Origin of the sequence: uncultured Serinicoccus sp. (assembly GCF_947500995.1) — a bacterium.
In the GTDB taxonomy this organism is placed as follows: domain Bacteria; phylum Actinomycetota; class Actinomycetes; order Actinomycetales; family Dermatophilaceae; genus Ornithinicoccus.
In genome coordinates this window covers 16995-38545 of record NZ_CANMUA010000007.1, presented here as the reverse complement: position 1 = coordinate 38545, position 21551 = coordinate 16995, and the positions used below count along the sequence as shown (strand labels likewise).

Sequence of the window (21551 nt, the reverse complement as noted above, 5' to 3'; positions counted from 1 at the left end):
GCTCACCTCCCGAGGTCGGGCGCGGCCAGCTGGACCCGGGTGCAGCGTCCCCGCTGCACGAGCACCCCGCGCCCGGGCAGGGGCAGGTCGCCGACGGGCACGCCGACCCCCAGCAAGGACCCCTGGCCCGGCGACGTCGGCTGGAGCAGCAGCCCGGTGCGGTGGCGGGCGGCCAGCGGCACCAGGCCCCGGAAGGCGCCGGCGGCGGCGTCGATGTCGGCGGCGACGACCAGGTCGAGCCGGTATGCCGTGACCGCCTGCACGAGGACGTCCTCCAGCGGGGTGCCGGAGAGCAGGTGGGCGTCGTCCACGACGACGAGCGCGCCCGGTCCGGCGCCGGCGAGGAGGTCCTCGATCGCCTCGCCGTCCGGCGGGGCGGCGGGGTCGACGGCCACGGGCGCGCGCCCCGCCTGCAGCAGCGCGAGGGCGTGCGACCGCCCGGACCCGGGCGGCCCGAGCACGAGGACCGACCCGCCGGGTCGCTGCAGCGGACCCGCCTCGTCACCCCCGACGGCCCAGGCAGGGCGGGGACCCGAGGGCGACCACCGTCGGGGGAGCGGGCGGCATACCAGCGGAAGGGGGTCCGCGGGCGGGGCGACGCCGAGGACGTCCGCGGGCAGCGCGACGTGCGCCTCGATGCCGTCACGCATCCCGACGAGCCGTCCCGGCGGGTGGTCGACGGGGACCTGGTGGGGACGCAGCCCGGTCATGAGCAGGTCGCCGGGGTCGTTCAGCCGGTGGGCCCAGGTGTGCGGGAGCAGCGAGGAGACCTTGCCGAAGAGCAGGCTGCGGTCACCGGTGACCAGCCCGACGACGCCCGCCGCAGGGCCCTCGCGCAGGAGGCGCAGGGCCACCTCCTCGGCACGACCACGCTCGAGCCCCTCGAACAGGTCGACGAGCCGGTCCCACCCGTCGATCGCCAGGACCACCGGGGCCCCACCCACGGCACCCCCGGCCAGGCGGGAGCGCACGAGGTCGTCGAGCCGGTCCAGGACCCTCAGCCCGTGGGCGAGGTCGTCCGGCTCGACCCAGGCGAGGAGCCCGGGGTGGCCGCGCAGCTCGGTGCCCTCCAGCGACCGGCCCAGGTCGAGCACGACCACCCAGGCACCGGGGGTGCGGGAGAGCACCGAGCGCAGCGTGGTCGAGCGCCCGGAGCGAGCGGCACCGATGACCGCGAGGTGCTCCGCCGCCGACCAGGAGAGCGGCTCCCGGCGCTGACGGGCGGGCAGGTCGGCCAGGCCCCACGCGCCCGGTGCGTCGGGGACGGCACCGAGGTGCGCCGGCAGGGGTGGGTGCCACACCACCGGGGGATCCGCCCCCAGCTGCCGGGCCGCGGCCCGCAGCACCTCGGCGACCGCACCGAGACCCTCCTCGCCCTGCCCACGCTCCTCTCGCCGGTCCAGGAGCCGCCGGGCCGACCACACGTCGGGGGTCGGGGTCACCCGCCACGTCGACCGCCCGGCCCGCACCGGTGGGCCGGCCCGGGCCACCTGGACCGCCCGGGGGGCGTCGGCGCCGGTGCGCCAGAGGGCGAGTCCCGGACGGCCCTCGGGGAGCAGCGCGGCCGCCGGTGTCTCGATGACGTCCTGGGAGTCGGTGCTGTCGCGCACCCGCAGGGCGATGCGCAGGTTGACGTTGGCCCGCAGGTCGGCGCCGACCACGCCCGCGGGCCGCTGCGTGGCCAGCACCAGGTGGACCCCGAGGCTGCGGCCGACCGCAGCCAGCCGGACCAGGCCCGACATCACCTCGGGCACCTCCTCGGCCAGCACCCTGAACTCGTCGACGACGACCACGAGGCGGGGCAGGCCGGGCAGGTCGCGGGCGTCCTTGACGCCGGCCTCGGCCAGCCTGGCCTCCCGGCGGGTCAGCTCGGCCTGCAGCGAGGTCAGGACCCGGGCGGCCAGGTGCGGGTCCAGGTCGGTCACCAGCCCGGTCATGTGAGGCAGGCGGGCGCAGTCGCCCAGGGAGGAACCGCCCTTGAAGTCCACCAGCAGCAGGGCGAGGTCCGCAGGGGAGGAGCGCAGCGCCAGACCGGTGATGAGGGTGCGGAGCAGCTCGGACTTCCCGGCGCCCGTGGTGCCGGCGACCAGGGCGTGCGGCCCGTCACGCACGAGGTCGACCGTGACCGGTGACCCCGAGGCGTCGGTGCCGAGCGGCACGTCCGTGCCCGGCCGCCGCCAGCCCGACACCGCCTCGTCGGCGGTCTCGGGCCAGGGCAGGATCGCCCCCAGCGGTGGGGCCTCACCGGGCAGGGCGGGTGCGCCGTCGTCCACGTCCGCAGCCCGTCGTCCCTCCAGTGGCGCGAGGGCCCGCGCCAGGCTGCGGGCCCTCGCCGACCCGAGGGTGGTGGGGCGGAAGACCAGGTCCGGCTGGCCGGGGAGCTGCAGCACGGCGTCGGTGGGTCCGAGCAGCTGGACCCGGGTCGCGCCGGCAGGTGCCTGGGACAGGTCCTCGACGAGGACCAGGTCACGGCCCCACACCACCGGCACCCCCTCCACGCGCTCGCCGGACGTGCAGGTGTGCGGCAGCCAGGCCAGCAGGTCCCACACCGTCCCCGGCGGGCGGTCGGGGTCGACGACGAGCGTCCAGGTGCCCGGCGGGTATGCCGTGGCGAGCTGCATGAGCAGCGCCCGCGCCAGCCCGTCGCGGGTGGCTCGGTCCCCGGCCAGCACCAGGGGTCCGTCGAGGGTCAGGGACAGGGGTGCGGCGTGGTGCCGCACGGGCTGCCCCTCCAGCCGCACGCTCGAGTCGCACACGTGCTCCCCGAGGGTCACGGACAGCGGCTCCGCCGCGCACTGCCACAGGGCCAGGGACGGGTGCGGGACGAGGCTGGTCACGACGCCGACGATGCCCGGGTGCTGTCGTCTGAGCTGGTCGAGCTCCTGCCGCAGACTGACCGCGGCCTGGGCCCGGTGAGCCGCGCGGCCCGCCTCGTGGGCGGCACGGCCCTCCTCGTGCTCGAGCCGGGCGCTGCGTCGGTCGCCCAGGTGGTGACCCAGCACCATCGCCGGGCCCAGCAGGCCGAACAGCAGGAGCCAGGGCATGCGCAGCACCGCGGCGACGGTGAGGGCGACCACGAGCGGGAGCGTCCACGTCCAGGCGCTCGGGGCCCGGACCTGACGCCGGTCCGGTGCCGCAGGGGTGGAGAACTCCTGCGGCTGCACGGAGGCGGTCGGCCTGGGCCAGGGCTCCACCTCGAGACGACCGGCGACGAGCACCTGACGGATGGGGGCGGGGGGCCGGGGCACGAGCACCACCCCGGAGGCGCCGATGAGGAGGCGGTCGCCGGGGGGCCACCGCGAGTCCTCGTCGTGCGGTCCGCTCTCCCAGGTCAGGCCGTTGGTGGACCCGAGGTCCTCCACCCGGACCCCGTCGCGCTCCTGCCGGACCCGGACGTGCCGGCGCGACAGGCCAGGGTCGGCGATGGTCAGGTCGCACCGGGGGTCGCGCCCGAGGGTCACCCAGCGGCCGGGTGGCAGGGGCGCCGTGCCGCCGGCGTCCGGGCCGGTGGCGACGACCAGTCGCGGGACGCCGGCGACCGTGGCGTTGGGTGTCGTCCCTGAGGCAGGGCCGAGGTCTGCGCCGTGGACCAGCGGGGTCCGGAGGTCGAGGTCGACCCTGACCGGCTGGTCCTGCGTCGACGTGTCGAGGCGGCGGGCGAGCTCCTGCTCGGTCGCATCGTCCGGCGCCTGCACCGCGAGATGCTCGACGCGGTGCTCGACGACCCGGGTGACGATGACTCTCATGAGGCCCATGGTGCGCACGTCGCTTCCTGCGCCACCGACGTTGTCCACAGGCTGTGACGAAGAGGTTCCGCTGACGTGAGGAACGTCATACAGTGATGCCGCAGAGGGTCGTCGGGGCCTCGCTCTGGGCCCGGCGCGACAGGTCGGACGAGCGGGGCGCAGGGTGCCGGGCGGGCACCGCTACGCCAGCGACAGGGGTGCAGGGGCCATGCCGGCGACAGCGCTGCAGCTGCTCGAGGACGACGTGCGCGAGCTCATCCGCCGACGCCGGCTGGACCCCTCGCGTGACGACGAGGCCGTCCGCGACCTCATCGGTGAGGTCCTGGACGACTACGACGACCGGTCGCTCGTCGGTGGGCTGGTCCCGCTCGCCGACCGCAAGGAGGCCCACCGGGCGCTGCTGGAGTCGGTGGCCGGGTTCGGCCCGCTGCAGCCCTACCTCGACGACCCGTCCATCGAGGAGATCTGGGTCAACGAGCCGACGAAGGTCTTCGTGGCGCGCAACGGTCGCTCCGAGCTCACGCCCACCCTGCTCACCGAGCAGCAGGTGCACGACCTGGTGGAGCGCATGCTGCGCAGCTCCGGTCGTCGGGTCGACCTCAGCAGCCCCTTCGTCGACGCCAGCCTTCCTGACGGCAGCCGGCTGCACGTGGCCATCCCGGACATCACCCGGCGGCACTGGGCGGTCAACATCCGCAAGTTCGTCGTCGCGGCCGACGAGCTGTCCGACCTGGTGCGGCTGGGGACGCTGACCGAGCAGGCGGCGAGGTTCCTGGAGGCGGCCGTGGCGGCCGGGCTCAACGTGCTCGTCGCCGGCGGGACGCAGGCCGGCAAGACGACGATGCTGAACTGCCTCACCGCCGCCATCCCGGCCGGTGAGCGGGTCGTGACCTGCGAGGAGGTCTTCGAGCTCAAGGTCAACCTCCGAGACGTGGCGGCCCTGCAGTGCCGGCAGCCCAGCCTCGAGGGGACGGGAGAGATCCCCCTGCGGCGTCTGGTCAAGGAGGCCCTGCGGATGCGGCCGGGTCGCATCATCGTCGGTGAGGTGCGTCAGGAGGAGAGCCTGGACCTGCTCATCGCGCTCAACAGCGGGCTGCCCGGCATGTGCACCATCCACGCCAACTCCGCCCGGGAGGCGGTCACCAAGATGTGCACCCTGCCGCTCCTGGCGGGGTCCAACGTCAGCAGCAGCTTCGTGGTGCCGACGGTCGCGAGCTCGGTGGACATCGTGGTGCACCTGGCGCTCGAGGTGCAGGGCGCGCGGAAGGTCCGGGAGATCGTGGCCCTGCCCGGCCGCACCGAGGGGGAGCTCGTCGAGATCGCCGACCTCTTCGTCCGGTCCGGGTCGGACCTGGTGCGCGCCGACGGCTTCCCGCCGCACGTCGACCGGTTCGCGCGAGCGGGGTTCGACCTCGGCAGCCTGCTGGGGCGAGGATGATGATGCAGGGGGCGGGCTGGGGTCTCCTGCTCGGCCTGGGGCTCGCCAGCATCTGGTGGTCGTTCTGGCCGCGGAGCACCCGCGTGGGCCGGCGGCCGGGAGCCAGGAGGCTGGAACGCCTGCAGGACCAGATCGTCCTGGCCGGGGTCCGTGGTCTGGGGGCCCGCACCCTGCTGGTGCTCTGCGTCACGGCCGGTCTCCTGGTCCTGCTGCTCATGTTCGCGGTCACCCGTGTGTGGACGGTGAGCGTGTGCTTCGCCCTCATGGCGAGCTGGCTGCCCGTGGCGGTGGTGGCGGCGCGGGCCCGCCGCCGACGGACCCGGCTGCGGACGGTCTGGCCGGACGCCGTCGACCATGTGCAGTCCGCCGTCCGCGCAGGTCTGGCCCTGCCGGAGGCCCTGGTCCAGCTGGCCGACCGGGGCCCGGAGGAGCTGCGGCCGGCGTTCGAGGAGTTCGCGCACGACTACCGGGCCACCGGGCGGTTCTCGGAGAGCCTGGACCTGCTCAAGGAGCGCATGGCCGACCCTGTCGCCGACCGGCTCATCGAAGCCCTGAGGATCGCGCGCGACGTCGGGGGCACCGACCTCGGTCGGGTACTCCGGACGTTGTCCTCGTTCCTGCGCGACGACGCGCGGGCGAGGGCGGAGCTGGAGGCGCGCCAGTCCTGGACCGTCAACGCCGCACGGCTGGCCATGGCGGCGCCGTGGGCCGTGCTGCTCCTGCTGGCGACGCGGGGGAGCACGCTGCAGGCGTACGGGACACCGGCCGGCGCCCTGGTGCTCGCCATCGGTGCCGGCCTGTCCCTGGTCGCCTACCGGGTCATGGTGGCGATCGGACGCCTGCCCGAGGAGAGCAGGGTGCTGCGATGACCGTGGCGTGGTGGGGCGGACTCCTGGGGCTGATGCTCTCGTGCGGGCTGCTGCTGGCCTGGGCGGGTCTTCCGGTCGCCCGCAGGGTGAGGCTGGTCGACCGGGTCGAGCCCTATCTCGACCGACCTCCCCGTCAGTCCCGGCTGCTGGTCCTCGACGAGGCCCGTCCGTGGCGTGCCGGTGAGCTGTTCGCCCCGGTGGCGGCCAAGGCCGCTCGACTCCTGGACCAGCTGCTCGGCGGAGAGGAGTCCGTGCGGACCCGGTTGCACCGGGCCGGCCGGACGGGAGACGTCGAGGCCTTCCGCGTGCAGCAGGTGGTGTGGGGCGTGCTGTGCGCCGCCCTCGCCGTGTTCCTGGGGGTGCTGCTGTGGTTCGCGCGAGGGACGAGCCCGGGCGTCGTGCTGCTCCTGGTCGGCTGCGCCTTCCTGGCCGGTGTCATGCTGCACGACCACCTGCTCAGCCGCGCGGCATCGCGGCGCGAGCGGCAGATCATGGCCGAGTTCCCGGCCGTCGCCGAGCTCCTCGCCCTCTCGGTGACGGCAGGGGAGGGCACGGCGCAGGCGCTGGAGCGGGTGGCCAGGCTGTCCCGCGGCGAGCTCGCCGCCGAACTCGACCTGTGCCTCGCCCAGGCCCGGACGGGGGCCAGCCTCCCGGAGGCGCTGCACGGGCTCAGCCGCCGCACCGGGATCGGGCCGATCATCCGCTTCGTCGACGGTCTCGTCGTGGCCCTGCAGCGTGGGACCCCGCTCGGGGAGGTGCTGCGGGCGCAGGCCGCGGACGCCCGCGAGGCGGCCCGCCAGGAGCTCATCGAGGAGGGCGGCAAACGGGAGATCAGCATGATGGTCCCCGTCGTCTTCCTCATCCTGCCCGTGACGGTGCTGTTCGCCGTCTTCCCAGGCGCGACCATGCTGCGTCTGGCGATGTGAAGGTCCACCACCAAGGAGAGTCCGATGATCCGACGATTCACGCGAACGCCAGCACTGCTCATCGAGCGCGTGCGACGGTGGGCCGAGCAGCCCGAGCGGGGAGACGTGCCCGGGTGGGTGCTCATCACCATCATGACCGCCGGACTGGTCGCCGCCCTGTGGCTCGTCGCCGAGCCCCTGTTGACCGGCCTGTTCTCCAACGCGGTCAGCGCCGTCACCGGTCCCTGAGATGGCCGGCGGCTCTGCCGAGCGGGGAGCGGCCGCCGCCGAGTTCGCCATGCTGGCGGGCCTGGTCAGCGTCCTCATGCTGGCCGTCGTGCAGCTGGCGTTCGGGCTGCACCTGCACAACACGGCCACCGCCCACGTCGTCGAGGGGGCCAGGGCCGGCGCCCGGGCGGACGCCTCCCCGGCTGACGGAGCCCGCCGGGCGCAGGAGCTGCTGTCCTCGAGCCTGACCGGCGGCGGCCCGGGGGTGACCGTGTCCGCGAGGCGCACCATGGTCGACGGCGTGGCTGTCGTCGAGGTCAGCGCGACCATGCCTCTGCCGATCGTCGGCCCGCTGGGGCCGGGGGAGTCGATGACGGTCGTCGGCCACGCCTACGCGGAGGACCAGTGAGGGCGGGCGGGGACCGGGGGTCGATGACGGTCGAGGTGGCCTTCCTGCTCGTCCTGCTCGTCGTTCCCCTGTTCTACCTCGTCGGCACCGTGGGGCGCATCCAGGCCGGGGCGTATGCCGTCACCGCCGCCGCGCGGGAGGCCGGGCGGGCGTTCGTGACCGCAGAGGACGCCTCCGCCGCGCCGGCCCGCGCCCAGGTGGCTGCCGGGCTCGTCTACCGGGCGCACGGTTTCGAGCCGCAGGCGGGCGGCGTGCAGCTCACGTGCGCGGAGGAGGGGTGCCTGACCCCAGGGGGGAGCGTGCGGATCGACTCGCAGGTCAGCGTGGAGCTTCCGTTGGTGCCCGACTTCATGCGCGAGCGGCTGCCGACCTCGGTCACGCTCACCGCCAGCCACCTGGAGACCGTGGACGAGTTCCGGACGGGCGCCCCGTGAGTGACGTCCACGCCGAGGGCGAGGGGTCGGCGCGGCGATGGCGAGCCCGCCACGCGTACGGCGCGCTCCGTCGCCGGGCCCTCCTGGACCGGGACGGCGGTCGCCGGGCCCTCCCGGATCGTGACGGCCGTCGTCAGGCTCCGCCGGACGGTGGTCAGATGAGCATCCTGCTCGTCGGCATGGTGGCGATCACCCTGACGGTCGTCATGGCCGTGGTGGGGGTGACCTCGGTGCAGCTCAGCCGCATCCAGCTGCTGGACGCCGCGGACGCGGCAGCGCTGGACGCCAGCGACGCCCTGGCCGAGACGCAGGTCTACGACGGAGGCATCGGCTCCGGCCCACCGCTCAGCGACGCGACGGTCATCGAGGCCGCGGCCGCCCATCTGGAGCAGCGAAGGGTGCCCACCCGCATCGTCTCCTGGGCCGTGGGGCCGGGCACGGGCACCCCGGACGGTCGGACGGCTGTCGTGACCGTCACCGGGCAGGCCGACATCCCCGTGGTGAGCCCCGTCCTGGGTGCTGTCGGCGGGGGTGTCTCGATCACGGTCACCTCGACTGCGCGTTCGGACATCGACCCCTGACCCGCGCCGCCGGACTCAGCCTGCCCCTCCGCCGTGGCGTCGACCGCCCCCCTCGTGCCTCGGTGGCGGCGCACCCGGGGCGGGAACGTCGGCATACCTCCTGGGCGGGGTGCGCCGGGAGCCTGGAACCATGTCGGTATGCGCGACATCACCCAGGAGACCTTCGAGGCCGTCCTCTTCGACAACGACGGCACCCTCACCGACTCCCGGGGTCCGGTCGAGCGCTCGTGGCGCTCGTGGGCGGTCGACCACGGTGTCGACTTCGCGCGGTTCGGCAACTTCCACGGGGTGACCAGCCGCGGCATCGTCGAGCGGGTGGCTCCGCACCTGGACGCCGAGGTGGCCACCGCCGACATCGACCGGCGCGAGCTGGAGGACCTCGACGGCATCGTCGCCCTCCCTGGTGCCGTCGACGCGCTGGCGGCCGTCGGTCCGCGGGCGGCGATCGTCACGTCCGCCGGCCGCGAGCTGGCGGTGCTGCGCATCGACGCGGCCGGGCTCAGCGCCCCCGCGGTCCTCGTCACCGCCGACGACATCAGCCGCGGCAAGCCGGACCCCGAGCCCTACCTCGTCGGGGCTCGCCGCCTCGAGGCCGACCCCGCCCGGTGCCTGGTCGTGGAGGACGCCGTCGCCGGGCTGGAGTCGGGCCGGGCGGCCGGGGCGGCGACCCTGGCGCTGCTCACGACCAGCAGCCGGGAGGAGGTCGCCGAGCACGCCGACCTCACCGTGGGCTCCCTCGCGGACGTGCGACTGGAGGTCACCGACGCCGGGGTCAGGGTGCACCTGCGCCAGGGCTGACGCACCTGTGCGCGGTGGTGGCCCCTGGAGGACCAGGACTGCACACGCTGTTTCCGGGGGAGGCCCTCGCGGCTCGGGCTGTGCGCGGTGGTGGCCCCAGGAGGGCCAGGAACGCACGCGGTGGACCGAGGCGCGGGGCGGATGCCGGCTGGACGCCTGAGGGCGCCCATGGCCTGCGGGGCGCCACGCGCTGACCTGCGGCGATGTCGGCGAGCCTGACAAAGGGTGCCAACCTACGTTACCGTAACCTACGCAAGCGAAACCTACGTCGGCGTAGGTTGCTCCCGACCAGAGAGGTGTCCCCTCGGATGGCCGCACTCCCCGTAGCACCCATCGACCTGCCCACCCAGACCGACCGCCCCCGCCCGACGATCATCCAGGGCGGCATGGGCGTCGCCGTCTCCGGCTGGCGCCTGGCGCGCCAGGTGGCGCGCGCCGGCCACCTCGGCGTGGTCTCCGGCACGGCGATGGACGCCGTCATCAGCCGGGTGCTCCAGGACGGCGACCCCGGTGGGCACTACCGCCGTGCGCTGGCAGCCTTCCCCAGCCAGGACATGGCGCAGCGGGTGCTGGACAAGTACTTCATCGAGGGCGGCAAGGCGCCGGGCGCCTCCTACAAGCCGATCCCCAAGCTCACCCTGGAGACGGCCCGCGCCGGGCAGGAGCTCGGCGTCGTCGGCAACTTCGCCGAGGTGTGGCTGGCCAAGGAGGACCTGGCCCAGCACACCGGCGAGGGTGCGGTCGGCATCAACTGCCTCGAGAAGATCCAGATGGCCAACCCGACCGCCATCCTGGGCGCCATGCTCGCCGGGGTCGACTACGTCCTCATGGGCGCGGGCATCCCGCGGGAGATCCCCCAGCTCCTGCGCTCGCTGGCCGCGGGCGAGCCGGGCAGCATCTCGGCGGACGTCGCCGGGGGCTCCCTGCGCCGGCACGTCACCGTGGACCCTGCCGACCTGCTCGGCGAGGACCTGCCGGCCCTGACCAAGCCGGACTTCCTGGCCATCATCTCGGTCGACCAGCTCGCCAACTACCTCCACCGCGACCCGGAGATCCGCCCGGACGGGTTCGTCGTCGAGCGTCCCCCGGCCGGCGGTCACTCCGCGCCGCCGCGGGGCAAGATGCAGCTCGACGAGGCCGGCGAACCCGTCTACGGGGACCGCGACGAGGCCAACCTCGCGAAGATGATCCAGATCGGTCTGCCGTTCTGGATGGCCGGCGCCTACTCGACCCCGGAGAAGGTGGCCGAGGCGCTCGCCGCCGGGGCCGTCGGGGTGCAGGTCGGCACGCTCTTCGCGCTGTCCCGCGAGTCGGGCCTGGCCGACGGCCCGCGCGGTCAGCTCATCGGCCGGCTGCGCACCGGCGAGCTCGCCGTGCGCAACGACCCGCGCGCCAGCCCGACCGGCTTCCCCTTCAAGGTCGCAACCCTCGAGGGCACCGCCAGCCAGGTCGAGGTCTACGAGGCCCGCCCGCGGCTGTGCGACCTGTCCTACCTGCGCCAGCCCTACGAGCGCGAGGACGGCGAGGTCGGCTACCGCTGCGCCTCCGAACCGGTCCACATGTACCTCAAGAAGGGCGGCGACGAGGCCGACACGGTGGGCCGCAAGTGCCTCTGCAACGGGCTCATGGCCAACATCGGCCTGGGCCAGGAGCGCAAGGACGGGTATGCCGAGGACACCCTCGTGACCCTCGGGCAGGACCTCGCCGGCGCCACGGTGCTCATCGAGCGCCACCCCGAGGGCTGGTCGGCCCTGGAGGCGCTGGACTACCTGCAGGAGCAGGTGGCGGCTGGCCTGCGGTTGCGGCACACCGCCTGACGCGAACCAGCAGCTCCTCCACGGGGTGCGGTGCTTATGATCAGGGCACCGCACCGCCGCGTCGGCCCGAATGAGGGGGGTCGCTTCCGGGCGTGCACGTCTCGAAGGGGTCGAGGATGACCGGGATCAGCAGCAGGACGCAGGCCGACCGCAGCCGGGAGGAGCGCAAGGTCCTCGCCGGCACCCTGGTCGGCACCACCATCGAGTGGTACGACTTCTTCATCTACGCCCAGGCCGCGGCCCTCGTCCTCGGACAGCTCTTCTTCGCGCCCATGGGCGAGGGCGGGGCGCAGCTCGCGGCCTGGGCCTCCCTGGGCATCAGCTTCCTGGTGCGGCCGCTGGGTGCGGTGGTCGCCGGCCACCTGGGTGACCGGTTCGGGCGCAAGGTCGTCCTCGTCTTCACGCTGGTGGGCATGGGTGGCGCCACCGCCATCATCGGGCTGCTCCCGACCTACGCCCAGATCGGCGTCGCCGCCCCCGTCCTGCTCATCCTCATGCGGCTCCTGCAGGGCTTCTCCGCCGGCGGTGAGTGGGGTGGCGCCGCGCTCATGTCCGTCGAGCACGCGCCGAAGGGCCGGCGCGGGCTGTTCGGCGCCTACCCCCAGATCGGGGTGCCGATCGGGATGATCCTGGCCACGCTGTTCATGTTCGGGCTCAGCACGTTCATGACCGACGAGCAGTTCCTCACGTGGGGATGGCGGATCCCGTTCCTCTTCTCGATCCTGCTCATCGGCGTCGGCTACTGGATCCGCCGGGCCGTCGAGGAGTCGCCCGTCTTCGCCGAGATGGCGCGCCTGCGGCAGAAGGAGTCGGCCCCGCTCGGCGAGCTGTTCCGGCACCACCGCAAGAACGTCATGCTCGCCGCGCTGATCTTCGCCGCCAACAACGCCGCCGGCTACCTCGTCATCGCCTACTTCAACGGCTACGGCGTCAACTCCCTCGGCATGGAGCGCACCGAGACGCTCATCGCCTCCCTGCTCGGAGGCGTCGGCTGGCTGGTGTTCACGCTCTACGGAGGTCACATCTCCGACCGCATCGGTCGCGTCCTGACGTTCCAGATCGGCTACGGCATCATCATCCTCTGGGCCATCCCCATGTGGTTCCTGCTCGACACCGCCTCGCTGCCGCTGTTCACCCTCGCGATCCTCGTGCTGACGCTGGGCCTCGGCCCGTCCTACGGGCCGCAGTCGGCGCTCTACGCCGAGATGTTCCCGGCCCGGGTGCGCTACTCCGGCGTCTCCATCGGGTATGCCCTCGGCTCGATCATCGGTGGCGCCTTCGCCCCGCTCATCGCCGAGCTGCTGCTGCAGCGCACCGGCCAGTCCTGGAGCATCGGGGTCTACATCGCGGTGCTGGCCATCATCTCCTTCGCCGCGGTCTCCATGGTGCCGAAGTCGCTCCAGGACTCCGACCTGCACCTCCAGGAGGAGCCGGCGCGGCACTGAGCCGGGCGACGGCATACCTCGGCCAGAAAAGCGGTCGCCCGCTGTCCGCGACCCGACCTAGGGTGCCGGTCATGAGCGAGATCACCATCGACGACGTCGGCCGCCCCGAACCCCCGCTGGCGGCGGGGGAGGCGGCGACGCTGGCCGGCTTCCTCGACTACCAGCGGGCCACGCTGGAGTGGAAGACCCGTGGCCTGGGTGCCGACGGGCTGCGCCTGAGCCTGCCCGGCCACCCCAGCGGTATGACGCTGGGTGGCCTCCTCAAGCACCTCGCGTGGGTGGAGGACCACTGGTTCGCCCAGGTCGTCTCCCGGCAGGCCATGCCCGCCCCCTGGGACACGGTGGACTGGTCGGCGGACGCGGACTGGGAGTGGTCCAGCGCCGCCGGTGACGACCCCGCGGTGCTGCGGGACGTGTGGGCCCGGTCGGTCGAGCGCTCGCGTGCCGCGCTGGACCAGGCGCTGGCGGCGGACGTGGCGGACCCGCTCGGCGCGACGCACCCGGCCTGGGGCGGTCAGGCGGAGGTGTCGGTGCGGTGGGTGCTCACCCACATGGTGGAGGAGTACGCCCGGCACAACGGTCACGCGGACGTGCTGCGCGAGCTGGTCGACGGGCAGACGGGGGAGTAGCGCCCCTCCGGCCACGGGCGGGAAGGGTCTGACGCTGGCGTAGGCTGGTGGATCGTGGCAGTCGACTTCGAGACCGAGATCAAGCAGCTCCGCACGACCATGGCGTCCGTGCGGGAGGTGACCGACCTCGAGCGCCTGGGCGCCCAGATCACCGACCTCGAGACCGAGGCGAGCGCGCCCGACCTCTGGGAGGACGTCGAGCGGGCGCAGAAGCTCACCTCCACGCTCTCGCGGGCCAAGTCCGAGCACGACAAGGTCACCGGCATGGACGCGCGGATCGACGACCTGGAGGCGCTGGTCGAGCTGGGCCGGGAGGAGAACGACGCGGAGACGCTGCAGGAGGCGGAGAAGGAGCTCGCCGGGCTGCGCAAGGCCGTCCAGCAGCTGGAGGTCCGCACCCTGCTCAACGGGGAGTACGACATCCGCGAGGCCGTCGTCACCATCCGCTCCGGTGCCGGCGGGGTGGATGCCGCCGACTTCGCCGAGATGCTCCTGCGGATGTACCTCCGGTGGGCCGAGCGGCACGACTACCCGACGGCCGTGCTCGACACGTCGTACGCCGAGGAGGCGGGGCTGAAGTCGGCGACCTTCGAGGTCAAGGTGCCCTACGCCTTCGGCACGCTCGCCGTCGAGGCCGGCACCCACCGCCTCGTGCGCATCAGCCCCTTCGACAACCAGGGGCGGCGGCAGACCAGCTTCGCCGCGGTCGAGGTGGTGCCCCTCATCGAGAGCACGGACACCATCGAGATCCCCGAGGCCGACCTCAAGGTCGACGTCTTCCGCTCCAGCGGCCCCGGCGGCCAGTCGGTCAACACCACCGACTCCGCCGTGCGGATGACGCACATCCCGACCGGGACCGTCGTCTCGATGCAGAACGAGAAGAGCCAGATCCAGAACCGCGCCGCCGCCCTGCGGGTGCTGCAGTCGCGGCTGCTGCTGCTCAAGAAGGCCGAGGAGGACGCCGCGCGCAAGGAGATGGCCGGCGACGTCAAGGCGTCCTGGGGTGACCAGATGCGCTCCTACGTCCTGCACCCCTACCAGATGGTCAAGGACCTGCGCACCGGCCACGAGGTCGGCTCCACCGCTGCCGTCCTCGACGGCGACATCGACGACTTCATCGACGCCGGCATCCGCTGGAAGCGCTCCGCGGACCGCGAGAACGCCTGACCGGCCAGCACCACGGACGACGACGCGGCCCGGAGGATCACCTGATCCTCCGGGCCGCGTCGCTGTCTGCCGAGCGGCGCTGGGTCAGCGCATCTCGTCACCGTTGAGGGCGGCCACGAGGGTGTCGCGGACCTCCTCGCTCAGCGCCGTGGTGCCGCCCAGGAGGAACACCTGGACGGGGTCGACGGCCACGATCGCCTCGAGGACCGACCCGGGGACCTCCCCGGTGCGGCTCAGCATGACCGGCACCTGCTGGTACCCGGCGAGCGCCGACCCGGCGAGGGCGTCCGGGTAGTCCAGGCCCGTGGCGACGTGGACGACGGGCGCGGGGTCGGACTCGTCGTAGCCGAAGCGCTCGGCCACCGCGACGGACGTGCCGTAGCGGTTCGTCCCGGCGAGGCGGTCGGTGGCACCCAGGGCCGTGAAGACCTCGTCGTCCACGGCACCCTCACCGCCGAGGACGGTGACCTCGGGGTCGCCGAGGGTCTCCAGGGCCGTGGCGAGAGAGGCGGGGACCGAGTCGCCGCGCGTCAGCAGGACCGGCACCCCCTCGGTGGCGGCCAGGGACGACACGGAGAGCGCGTCGGCGAAGGCACCGTTCTCACCGGTGGCCACGTAGACGTGGTCGACCTCGCCGTACTGCGCCGCGAGCAGCGCCGAGGTCTCGAACCGGTCCTTGCCGCTGACGCGGGTGACCTCGCCGTAGCCCTCCAGGGCCTCCTCGACGTCCTCGGAGACGGCGACCTCGCCACCGAGGATGACGATGTTGGCCGGCTCCAGGTCCCCCAGGGCGCCGATCGTCGCGCTGGGCAGGGTCGCCGTCTTGGTCAGCAGGACCGGGGCGGGCGAGCCGTCCGGGGCGACGGCCACCTCACCGGTCGTCGACGGGACGATGCCGCGTGCGGCCGGGGCGGCACCGGACAGCGCGTCGGCGAAGCCCTCACCGGTGGCGACGTAGACGGTGTCCACGCCCTCGGGGTAGGCCGCCGCGATCTTGGCCGCGGTGTCGTAGCGGTTCGTGCCGGAGATACGGTCGACCGGCACGACCTCGTCGGTGCCGGCGGACAGCCCGGCCAGGACGGGGTCGTGGTCGGAGCTGGCGAACTGGTCGTCGCTGTGGAAGTCGACGAGGTTGTAGTTGCGCCGGCTGTACTGGAACGCGATCGACTCATCGCCGTTGATGTCCCAGACGCCCGCGCCGGTCACCATCGCGTCGGCCGCCTCGTTGGCGAAGACGTGGTCCAGCGAGCCGAGCCGCCCGCTGAACTGGTAGCTGGCCGAGTCCGGCTCGGCCGCCCGCGCCAGGTTGGTGTAGCCGGCGTCCTCGATGACCCGCACCGGGTCCTCCCGGCTGTAGGCGTTGAAGTCACCCATGAGGAAGACCGCCTCGTCGGCGAACATCTCCTCCGACCACTCCGTGAGGGCCTCGGCCTGCGCGATGCGCGACGGGTTGGCCAGTCCCTGGCCGGTGCCGTCGTCCTCGCCGGACCCCTTGGACTTGAAGTGGTTGGCGACCGCCACGAAGGACAGGCCGTCATCCGTGGTGAACCCCTGGGCCAGCGGGTAGCGCGCGTTGGCGAACGCGTCGTCGAGCTGGATCAGCGAGGGACCGTCGAGCGACACGACCTCCGGGTCGTAGATGAACGCGGTCCGGATGACGTCCTCGTTGGGGGGCGTGACGGCCGGGGACGGGGCGTAGGCCCAGCGCTCCTCGCCGGCGTCCTCGTTCAGCGCCGCCACGAGGTCGGCCACCGCCTTGTCGCGCGGGTGGTCGATGTAGGACAGCGCCGCGGAGTTCTCGATCTCCATGAGGGCCAGGACCTCGGCGTCGGTGCCGTTGATGGCGGTCACCAGCTTGGCCTGCTGGTCGGCGAAGGCCTGCTCGGACCAGGCACCGCGGACCTCGCAGAAGTCCGTCGCGACCGGGTTGCCGAAGCGGTCGGCGTAGAAGTCGCAGCCCTCCTCGTCCTGACCGAGGTCGGAGAAGTAGTTGAGGACGTTGAACGCGCCGACCTGGAGGTCGCCGCCGACCTCCGGCGCGGCATACTCGCGGTCGTCCTCGCTGCTGATCGGGTCGACCGGGCTGTCCGAGCCCACGACCTGACTGACCGGCTGGTAGTTCCACTGGAAGCGGTAGTCGAGGATCACCGGGGCGGTGAAGCTCACCTGCGAGCCGGTGCGGTGCGGCTCCTGCGCCGACAGGTAGGGCAGCGCCGAGCCCTGGGCGGTCTCGTTGCGCAGGTAGTCCCAGCTCGAGCCGTCGTCCAGGGTGATGTACTTCTCCTGGTTGGCCGCCTCGTAGGCCTCGGCCTCCTCGCCGGGGAGCACCTGGTCGGTGGCCTGGTAGAGCGGCTCGTCACCCAGCGCCAGGCCGATCTGGCCGTACTGGTTCAGCTGGTAGTTGTTGGTGATGGTGTAGGTCCCCTCGGGCTGCACGAGCATGCCCTCGTAGACCTCCTTCTCCTCCTCCGTCACCGGCAGGGTGTCCAGCGTGGTCGGGGAGACCGCGTCGCACCCGTCCACGGCGGTGACGAAGCCGCCGGAGATCTCGGTCATGCCGTTGAACTCGACGACCTCGCCGGCCTCGACCTCGACGCAGTCGCCGATCTCGAGGTTGTCCGCCGCCCAGGAGCTGTAGAGGAACACGCCGTCCGAGGCGTCGCCCGGTGCCTTGGCCACCCCGCCGGAGCCGGGCGTCTGCAGGTAGACCCCGCTGAAGCCGCCGGTCGGGTATGCCGCGGTCACCACCCCCGTGGTGTTGACCTGCCCTCCCTCGAGCGGTGAGGTGGCGCCGGTGCCCTGGATCTGCGCGATCGTCGCGTCGACCGGCTCCGGGTCGGGCTCCGGGTCGGGGTCGGTGCCCCCGCCGCTGCCGTTCGGGGTCGGCTCGCCCTGGGTGAAGTCGGCGGCGTTGTCGTCGGTGTCGACCGCGTCGGTGCGGCTGGCCGAGGTGGTGTTGGACAGGCCCGGTGCGGCGGCGCTCCCCTCGAAGCGGGTCGCTGAGCCGTAGCCGACGAGGTCCACCACCTCGTCGTCCAGCGTCAGCTCGACGATGCCGTTGGATCCGGACATGGAGGCGCCGCACTCGATGTCCGGATCGGGCAGGGGCGTGGTGCCACCCGACCCGGGGTTCTGCTGGACGAGGAAGCTCGCGCCCGGCTCCACGGTGCCCGTGAGGTCGCAGCTGTCCCCCAGGTTGCCGGAGGAGGAGTAGTAGGAGACGGCATACCCGTCGAGGTCGATGGACGCCTCGGTCGAGTTGACCAGCTCGACGAAGTCGTGGGTGTAGACCGCGCCGCTGTTGCCGCCGCCGCCGTAGACCTCGTCGATGACGAGGCCGGGGCCGGCGGCCAGGGCCGCGGGGGAGAGGGCGACGAGGCCGGTGACGGCCAGGGCTGCCGTCGACGCGGCGGCCACGGCGCGCCTGGGGACGTTCTGCATGTGGTGCACTCCAAGGGGCAAGGGACGGTGGGCGTGCCGCGATGCGGCCCCACGACCGTAGCCCGTGGGGCCGACAGACGCGCCCCGACCCGCGTGCGCGGACCCAGTTGTCACCCAGAGTTCTCCCGGCTCTCACGATCCCGGCGCTCGCGGCGTGGGACACCTTGACCCCACGCACACGTCGGCTACCGTGTGTCGCGGTCGAAACTCCTCACCCACACGTCACAACCGTCCCACACACCTCTGGAGTCCCGCCCGGATGATCACCATGGAGCGCGTCAGCCTGCGCTACGCCAAGGCTGACCCCTGGGCGCTGGACGAGGTCGACCTGGACGTGCGACGGGGCGAGTTCTGCTTCGTCGTGGGGGAGTCCGGGTCGGGCAAGTCCTCGCTCCTGCGCCTGGTCATCCTGGAGCAGCGGCCCACCCGCGGCCGGGTCCTCGTCGCGGGCCACGACCTCGGTGAGCTGGCACCCCGCCGCGTCCACCTGCTGCGCCGTCAGATCGGGACCGTCTTCCAGGACTTCCGCCTGCTGTCCGGCAAGACCGTCCACCAGAACGTCGCCTACGTCCTGCAGGTCCTCGGGGCGAGCCGGCACGAGATCCGGCAGCGGGTGCCGGAGACCCTCGACCTCGTGGGGCTGCAGGGCAAGGGCAGGAGGCTGCCCCATGAGCTGTCGGGCGGGGAGCAGCAGCGGGTTGCCATCGCCCGGGCGATGGTCAACAAGCCGCCGATCCTGCTCGCCGACGAGCCCACCGGCAACCTGGACCCGGACACGAGCGAGGAGATCGTCGCCATCCTCGACCGGATCAACCGTGCCGGCACGACCGTGGTGATGGCCACCCACGACACGACGATCGTCGACCACTTCCGCAAGCGGGTCGTCCAGCTGCAGGACGGGCAGGTCGTCCGCGACCAGGCCGAGGGCGGCTACCGCCAGGTGGTCGCTCCGTGAGGCCCGGCTTCCTCCTCGGGGAGGTGGGCAACGGGCTGCGTCGCAACTTCTCGATGTTCGTGTCCGTGGTGCTGGTGACCATGGTCTCGCTCTTCTTCCTCGGCGTGGGTCTGCTCGCCCAGGCCCAGGTCAGCACCGCCAAGGGCGAGTGGTACGACCGGGTCCAGGTGTCGATCTTCCTGTGCACCCCCGACTCGACGGACGCGCCCGGCTGCACGGCCGGCGCCGTGACGCCGGAGCAGCGCGACCAGATCGAGAGCGACCTGCAGGGTCTGGAGCCGCTGGTCACCGAGTACTTCTACGAGTCCAACGCCGAGGCGTACGACCGGTTCACCGAGCAGTTCCGCAACTCCTCCGCGCTGGAGTCGGTGCCGCAGGAGTCCATCCCGGCCTCGTTCCGGGTCAACCTGTCCGACCCCTCGCGGTATGACGTCATCCGCGCCGCCTTCGAGCAGGCGCCGGGGGTGGACAGCGTCGAGGACCAGCGGGAGGTCGTCGACCGGCTCTTCGCGTTCCTCGGCGCCCTCAGCTGGGGGGCGCTCGCGCTCGCCGTGGCGATGGTCGTCTGCGCGGTCCTGCTCATCTCCACGACGATCCGGCTCACCGCCTGGACCCGGCGCAAGGAGACCGCGATCCAACGGATGGTGGGGGCCTCGGCCTTCTCCATCCGGCTGCCGTTCATCCTCGAGACCGTCGTGGCCGCCCTGCTCGGTGCCGCGCTGGCGGTGGCCCTGCTCTGGGCGACCGTGCGCTTCGGGATCACCGGCTTCCTGTCCGAGCTGCTCGCGGGGGAGAGCGGCCTGGTCAGCCTGGTCGGGGAGCGCGACCTGTGGCTGATCACCCCGTTCCTCGTCGGCGGGGCAGTGCTGCTCGCCGTCGTGACCGCCTGGACTGCGCTGCGGCGCCACGTCAGGGTCTGACTAGGAGAAGACACCATGGTGACACCCCCCCGACCCGGCCCCGGGCGAGACGCAGCGACGGGCGTGCGGCGCGCGCCGGCATACCGACCGCGCCTGCGCCGTGCCCTGGCGCTGGCCCTCGTCGGCGCGATCGGCGTCGCCACCCCGGCCCTCGCCTCCGGTGAGCTGGACGACATCCGCGACCGGCTGAGCAGCGTCGAGGACGAGCGGCAGCGGGCCAGTGCGGACCGGGACAGCTCGGCCGAGCAGGCGCACGAGCTCGGCGAGGAGCTGGAGCACACCAGCGCCGAGCTGGTCGCCGCCGACCAGCGGCTGCAGGAGACCACCGCCCAGGTCGACCAGGCGCGCGTCGTGCTGGAGGAGGCCGAGCTCGACCTCGCCGATGCCGAGGCGGAGACCGCGCGGATCGAGGGCGAGCTGGCGCTGGCGCGGGAGAACGAGGCGCAGATCGAGGACTCGCTGGAGCAGGTCGCGGACGACCGGGCGGACACGTCGGCCACGGTCGGGGCGATCGCGCGGCAGAGCTACAAGCAGGGCGGTATGGGCTCGCTCGCCGCTACGCTGGAGCTCCTGTCCGGTGAGGCGGACGCGGTCGACCAGATGTCGATGGCCCGGACCGTCCTGCGGGTGCAGGACCAGCAGATCCGGCAGTTGGCCACGCAGGAGGCCGAGCAGGTCGCCGAGCAGGACCGGCTCGCCGGGGTGCGCTCCGACATCGCCTACCTGCTCGCCAAGGCCGAGGCCAACGTCGTCGCCAAGGAGCAGGCGCGCGCGGCGGCGGACGCCGCCAAGGCCGAGCTCGAGCAGCGGGAGGCCGAGCAGGAGCAGGCCAAGGCCGACCTGGAGTCCGAGAAGGCCGAGGTCGAGGAGTCGTTGGCGGCCGAGGAGGAGCGCTCTCAGGCGCTCGAGCAGGAGCTGGCCGAGCTGGCGCAGACCAAGGACGGCCTGAAGGAGCAGGAGCAGGCCGAGCTCGAGCGCATCGAGGAGGCCCGGCGTCAGGCCGAGGCCGAGGCGCGGCGCAAGGCGGAGGAAGAGGCCCGACGACAGGCGGCCGCGGAGGCCGCGGCGAAGCGCGCCGCGGAGGAGGAGGCCGCCCGGCAGCGGGCGGCCGAGCGAGAGGCTCAGCGCCAGCGCGAGGCCGAGGCCGAGGCGCAGCGGTTGCGCGACGAGGCGGCTGCCGCGGAGGCGGCACGGCGGGCCGAGGCTGCGGAGGCGGAGGCGGCGGCCGCCGCCCAGGCGGCCCAGGCGGCTGCGGCGCGGGAGGCGGCCGAGCGTCAGGCCGCGGAGGAGCGCGCCTCGCGCCAGGCCGAGGAGGAGCGTCAGGCCGCGGCCGCGGCGTCCAGCGGCATCCTGTCCTTCCCCACCAGCGGCCCGGTGACCAGCGAGTTCGGCAACCGCTTCCACCCGGTCTTCCAGACCTGGCGGCTGCACGCCGGGATCGACTTCGGTCCGGGCTGCGGAACCCCGGTCACCGCCGCTGCCGACGGCGTGGTCTACACCGCCGGCTTCGACGCGGGCGGGGGCAACATGGTCATCGTCGACCACGGCGTCCTGCGCGGGGTGAACCTCACGACGAGCTACCTGCACCTGCAGAGCGCCGCGGCGGTCTCGGCCGGTCAGGCGGTGAGCCGCGGTCAGCTGATCGGGTATGTCGGCACGACCGGGTCGTCGACGGGCTGCCACCTGCACTTCGAGACCCGGGAGAACGGCACCCCCGTCAACCCGCGCACCTGGCTCTGACCGGCGCGGGCCACAACCCGGGTGATCCC

At 73.2% G+C, this 21551-nt stretch carries 17 protein-coding genes; 15 read left to right on the top strand and 2 right to left on the bottom strand.

Annotated features, from left to right (window positions below; translation table 11 throughout):
- Positions 1-2 precede the first annotated feature (2 nt).
- Positions 3-3746, bottom strand: coding sequence for an FtsK/SpoIIIE domain-containing protein (locus Q0967_RS11635; protein WP_298750370.1), 3744 nt, complete (start codon positions 3744-3746; stop codon positions 3-5).
- A 208-nt stretch (positions 3747-3954) separates the two neighbouring features.
- Between Q0967_RS11635 and Q0967_RS11630 the strand changes: the two genes are divergently transcribed.
- From Q0967_RS11630 to prfB, 12 genes are all read left to right on the top strand, one after another.
- A complete protein-coding gene (locus tag Q0967_RS11630; protein WP_298750367.1) occupies positions 3955-5184 on the top strand; it encodes a CpaF family protein in 1230 nt (409 codons plus the stop codon).
- A gap of 2 nt (positions 5185-5186) precedes the next feature.
- Positions 5187-6053 carry a type II secretion system F family protein gene (locus tag Q0967_RS11625; protein ID WP_298750857.1) on the top strand — a complete coding sequence of 289 codons (867 nt, stop codon included), beginning with the start codon at positions 5187-5189 and terminating at the stop codon, positions 6051-6053.
- Complete coding sequence (locus Q0967_RS11620; RefSeq protein ID WP_298750365.1) at positions 6050-6979, top strand: type II secretion system F family protein; 930 nt, start codon at positions 6050-6052, stop codon at positions 6977-6979. Before Q0967_RS11625 ends, Q0967_RS11620 begins: the two co-directional genes overlap by 4 nt.
- A 24-nt stretch (positions 6980-7003) precedes the next feature.
- On the top strand, positions 7004-7207 hold the full coding sequence (locus tag Q0967_RS11615; RefSeq protein WP_298750363.1) for a hypothetical protein: 204 nt from the start codon (positions 7004-7006) through the stop codon (positions 7205-7207).
- Between the two features lies 1 nt (position 7208).
- A complete protein-coding gene (locus tag Q0967_RS11610) occupies positions 7209-7595 on the top strand; it encodes a TadE/TadG family type IV pilus assembly protein (protein ID WP_298750361.1) in 387 nt (128 codons plus the stop codon).
- A 23-nt stretch (positions 7596-7618) separates the two neighbouring features.
- A complete protein-coding gene (locus Q0967_RS11605) occupies positions 7619-8029 on the top strand; it encodes a pilus assembly protein (RefSeq protein ID WP_298750359.1) in 411 nt (136 codons plus the stop codon).
- A 158-nt stretch (positions 8030-8187) separates the two neighbouring features.
- Positions 8188-8610, top strand: coding sequence for a hypothetical protein (locus tag Q0967_RS11600; protein ID WP_298750357.1), 423 nt, complete (start codon positions 8188-8190; stop codon positions 8608-8610).
- Between the two features lie 138 nt (positions 8611-8748).
- A complete protein-coding gene (locus tag Q0967_RS11595) occupies positions 8749-9408 on the top strand; it encodes an HAD-IA family hydrolase (RefSeq protein WP_298750355.1) in 660 nt (219 codons plus the stop codon).
- Positions 9409-9716: 308 nt separating this feature from the next.
- Positions 9717-11225, top strand: a complete 1509-nt coding sequence (locus tag Q0967_RS11590; RefSeq protein ID WP_298750353.1) for a nitronate monooxygenase — start codon at positions 9717-9719, stop codon at positions 11223-11225.
- Positions 11226-11341: 116 nt separating this feature from the next.
- The gene (locus Q0967_RS11585) at positions 11342-12670 is read left to right on the top strand and encodes an MFS transporter (protein ID WP_298750351.1); all 1329 of its coding nucleotides are present in this window, start codon (positions 11342-11344) and stop codon (positions 12668-12670) included.
- A 71-nt stretch (positions 12671-12741) separates the two neighbouring features.
- Positions 12742-13299, top strand: a complete 558-nt coding sequence (locus tag Q0967_RS11580) for a DinB family protein (protein ID WP_298750348.1) — start codon at positions 12742-12744, stop codon at positions 13297-13299.
- A 54-nt stretch (positions 13300-13353) separates the two neighbouring features.
- Positions 13354-14466 carry a peptide chain release factor 2 gene (gene prfB / locus Q0967_RS11575; protein ID WP_298750346.1) on the top strand — a complete coding sequence of 371 codons (1113 nt, stop codon included), beginning with the start codon at positions 13354-13356 and terminating at the stop codon, positions 14464-14466.
- A gap of 84 nt (positions 14467-14550) precedes the next feature.
- On the opposite strand, the gene Q0967_RS11570 is transcribed toward prfB, so the two are convergent.
- Positions 14551-17907 carry an ExeM/NucH family extracellular endonuclease gene (locus Q0967_RS11570; protein ID WP_298750344.1) on the bottom strand — a complete coding sequence of 1119 codons (3357 nt, stop codon included), beginning with the start codon at positions 17905-17907 and terminating at the stop codon, positions 14551-14553.
- A 268-nt stretch (positions 17908-18175) separates the two neighbouring features.
- On the opposite strand from Q0967_RS11570, the gene ftsE reads away from it, so the two are divergent.
- Genes ftsE through Q0967_RS11555 form a run of 3 tightly spaced genes read left to right on the top strand, consistent with a single transcriptional unit; the run spans position 18176 to position 21522 of the window.
- Positions 18176-18862, top strand: a complete 687-nt coding sequence (ftsE, locus tag Q0967_RS11565; protein ID WP_363321989.1) for a cell division ATP-binding protein FtsE — start codon at positions 18176-18178, stop codon at positions 18860-18862.
- Positions 18859-19782, top strand: coding sequence for a permease-like cell division protein FtsX (gene ftsX, locus Q0967_RS11560; protein ID WP_298750340.1), 924 nt, complete (start codon positions 18859-18861; stop codon positions 19780-19782). Before ftsE ends, ftsX begins: the two co-directional genes overlap by 4 nt.
- A 15-nt stretch (positions 19783-19797) precedes the next feature.
- Positions 19798-21522 carry a M23 family metallopeptidase gene (locus tag Q0967_RS11555; protein ID WP_298750338.1) on the top strand — a complete coding sequence of 575 codons (1725 nt, stop codon included), beginning with the start codon at positions 19798-19800 and terminating at the stop codon, positions 21520-21522.
- The last annotated feature ends 29 nt before the right edge of the window (positions 21523-21551 follow it).

Excerpts from the sequence above, each read along its gene's own strand:
- Q0967_RS11580 (WP_298750348.1), top strand. The coding sequence starts at position 12,742 with ATGAGCGAGATCACCATCGACGACGTCGGCCGCCCCGAACCCCCGCTG.
- Q0967_RS11595 (WP_298750355.1), top strand. The coding sequence starts at position 8,749 with ATGCGCGACATCACCCAGGAGACCTTCGAGGCCGTCCTCTTCGACAAC.
- Q0967_RS11585 (WP_298750351.1), top strand. The coding sequence starts at position 11,342 with ATGACCGGGATCAGCAGCAGGACGCAGGCCGACCGCAGCCGGGAGGAG.
- Q0967_RS11620 (WP_298750365.1), top strand. The coding sequence starts at position 6,050 with ATGACCGTGGCGTGGTGGGGCGGACTCCTGGGGCTGATGCTCTCGTGC.
- ftsE (WP_363321989.1), top strand. The coding sequence starts at position 18,176 with ATGGAGCGCGTCAGCCTGCGCTACGCCAAGGCTGACCCCTGGGCGCTG.
- Q0967_RS11630 (WP_298750367.1), top strand. The coding sequence starts at position 3,955 with ATGCCGGCGACAGCGCTGCAGCTGCTCGAGGACGACGTGCGCGAGCTC.
- Q0967_RS11570 (WP_298750344.1), bottom strand. The coding sequence starts at position 17,907 with ATGCAGAACGTCCCCAGGCGCGCCGTGGCCGCCGCGTCGACGGCAGCC.
- Q0967_RS11610 (WP_298750361.1), top strand. The coding sequence starts at position 7,209 with ATGGCCGGCGGCTCTGCCGAGCGGGGAGCGGCCGCCGCCGAGTTCGCC.
- Q0967_RS11635 (WP_298750370.1), bottom strand. The coding sequence starts at position 3,746 with ATGAGAGTCATCGTCACCCGGGTCGTCGAGCACCGCGTCGAGCATCTC.
- Q0967_RS11625 (WP_298750857.1), top strand. The coding sequence starts at position 5,187 with ATGCAGGGGGCGGGCTGGGGTCTCCTGCTCGGCCTGGGGCTCGCCAGC.
- Q0967_RS11555 (WP_298750338.1), top strand. The coding sequence starts at position 19,798 with ATGGTGACACCCCCCCGACCCGGCCCCGGGCGAGACGCAGCGACGGGC.
- Q0967_RS11615 (WP_298750363.1), top strand. The coding sequence starts at position 7,004 with ATGATCCGACGATTCACGCGAACGCCAGCACTGCTCATCGAGCGCGTG.
- Q0967_RS11600 (WP_298750357.1), top strand. The coding sequence starts at position 8,188 with ATGAGCATCCTGCTCGTCGGCATGGTGGCGATCACCCTGACGGTCGTC.
- Q0967_RS11590 (WP_298750353.1), top strand. The coding sequence starts at position 9,717 with ATGGCCGCACTCCCCGTAGCACCCATCGACCTGCCCACCCAGACCGAC.
- Q0967_RS11605 (WP_298750359.1), top strand. The coding sequence starts at position 7,619 with ATGACGGTCGAGGTGGCCTTCCTGCTCGTCCTGCTCGTCGTTCCCCTG.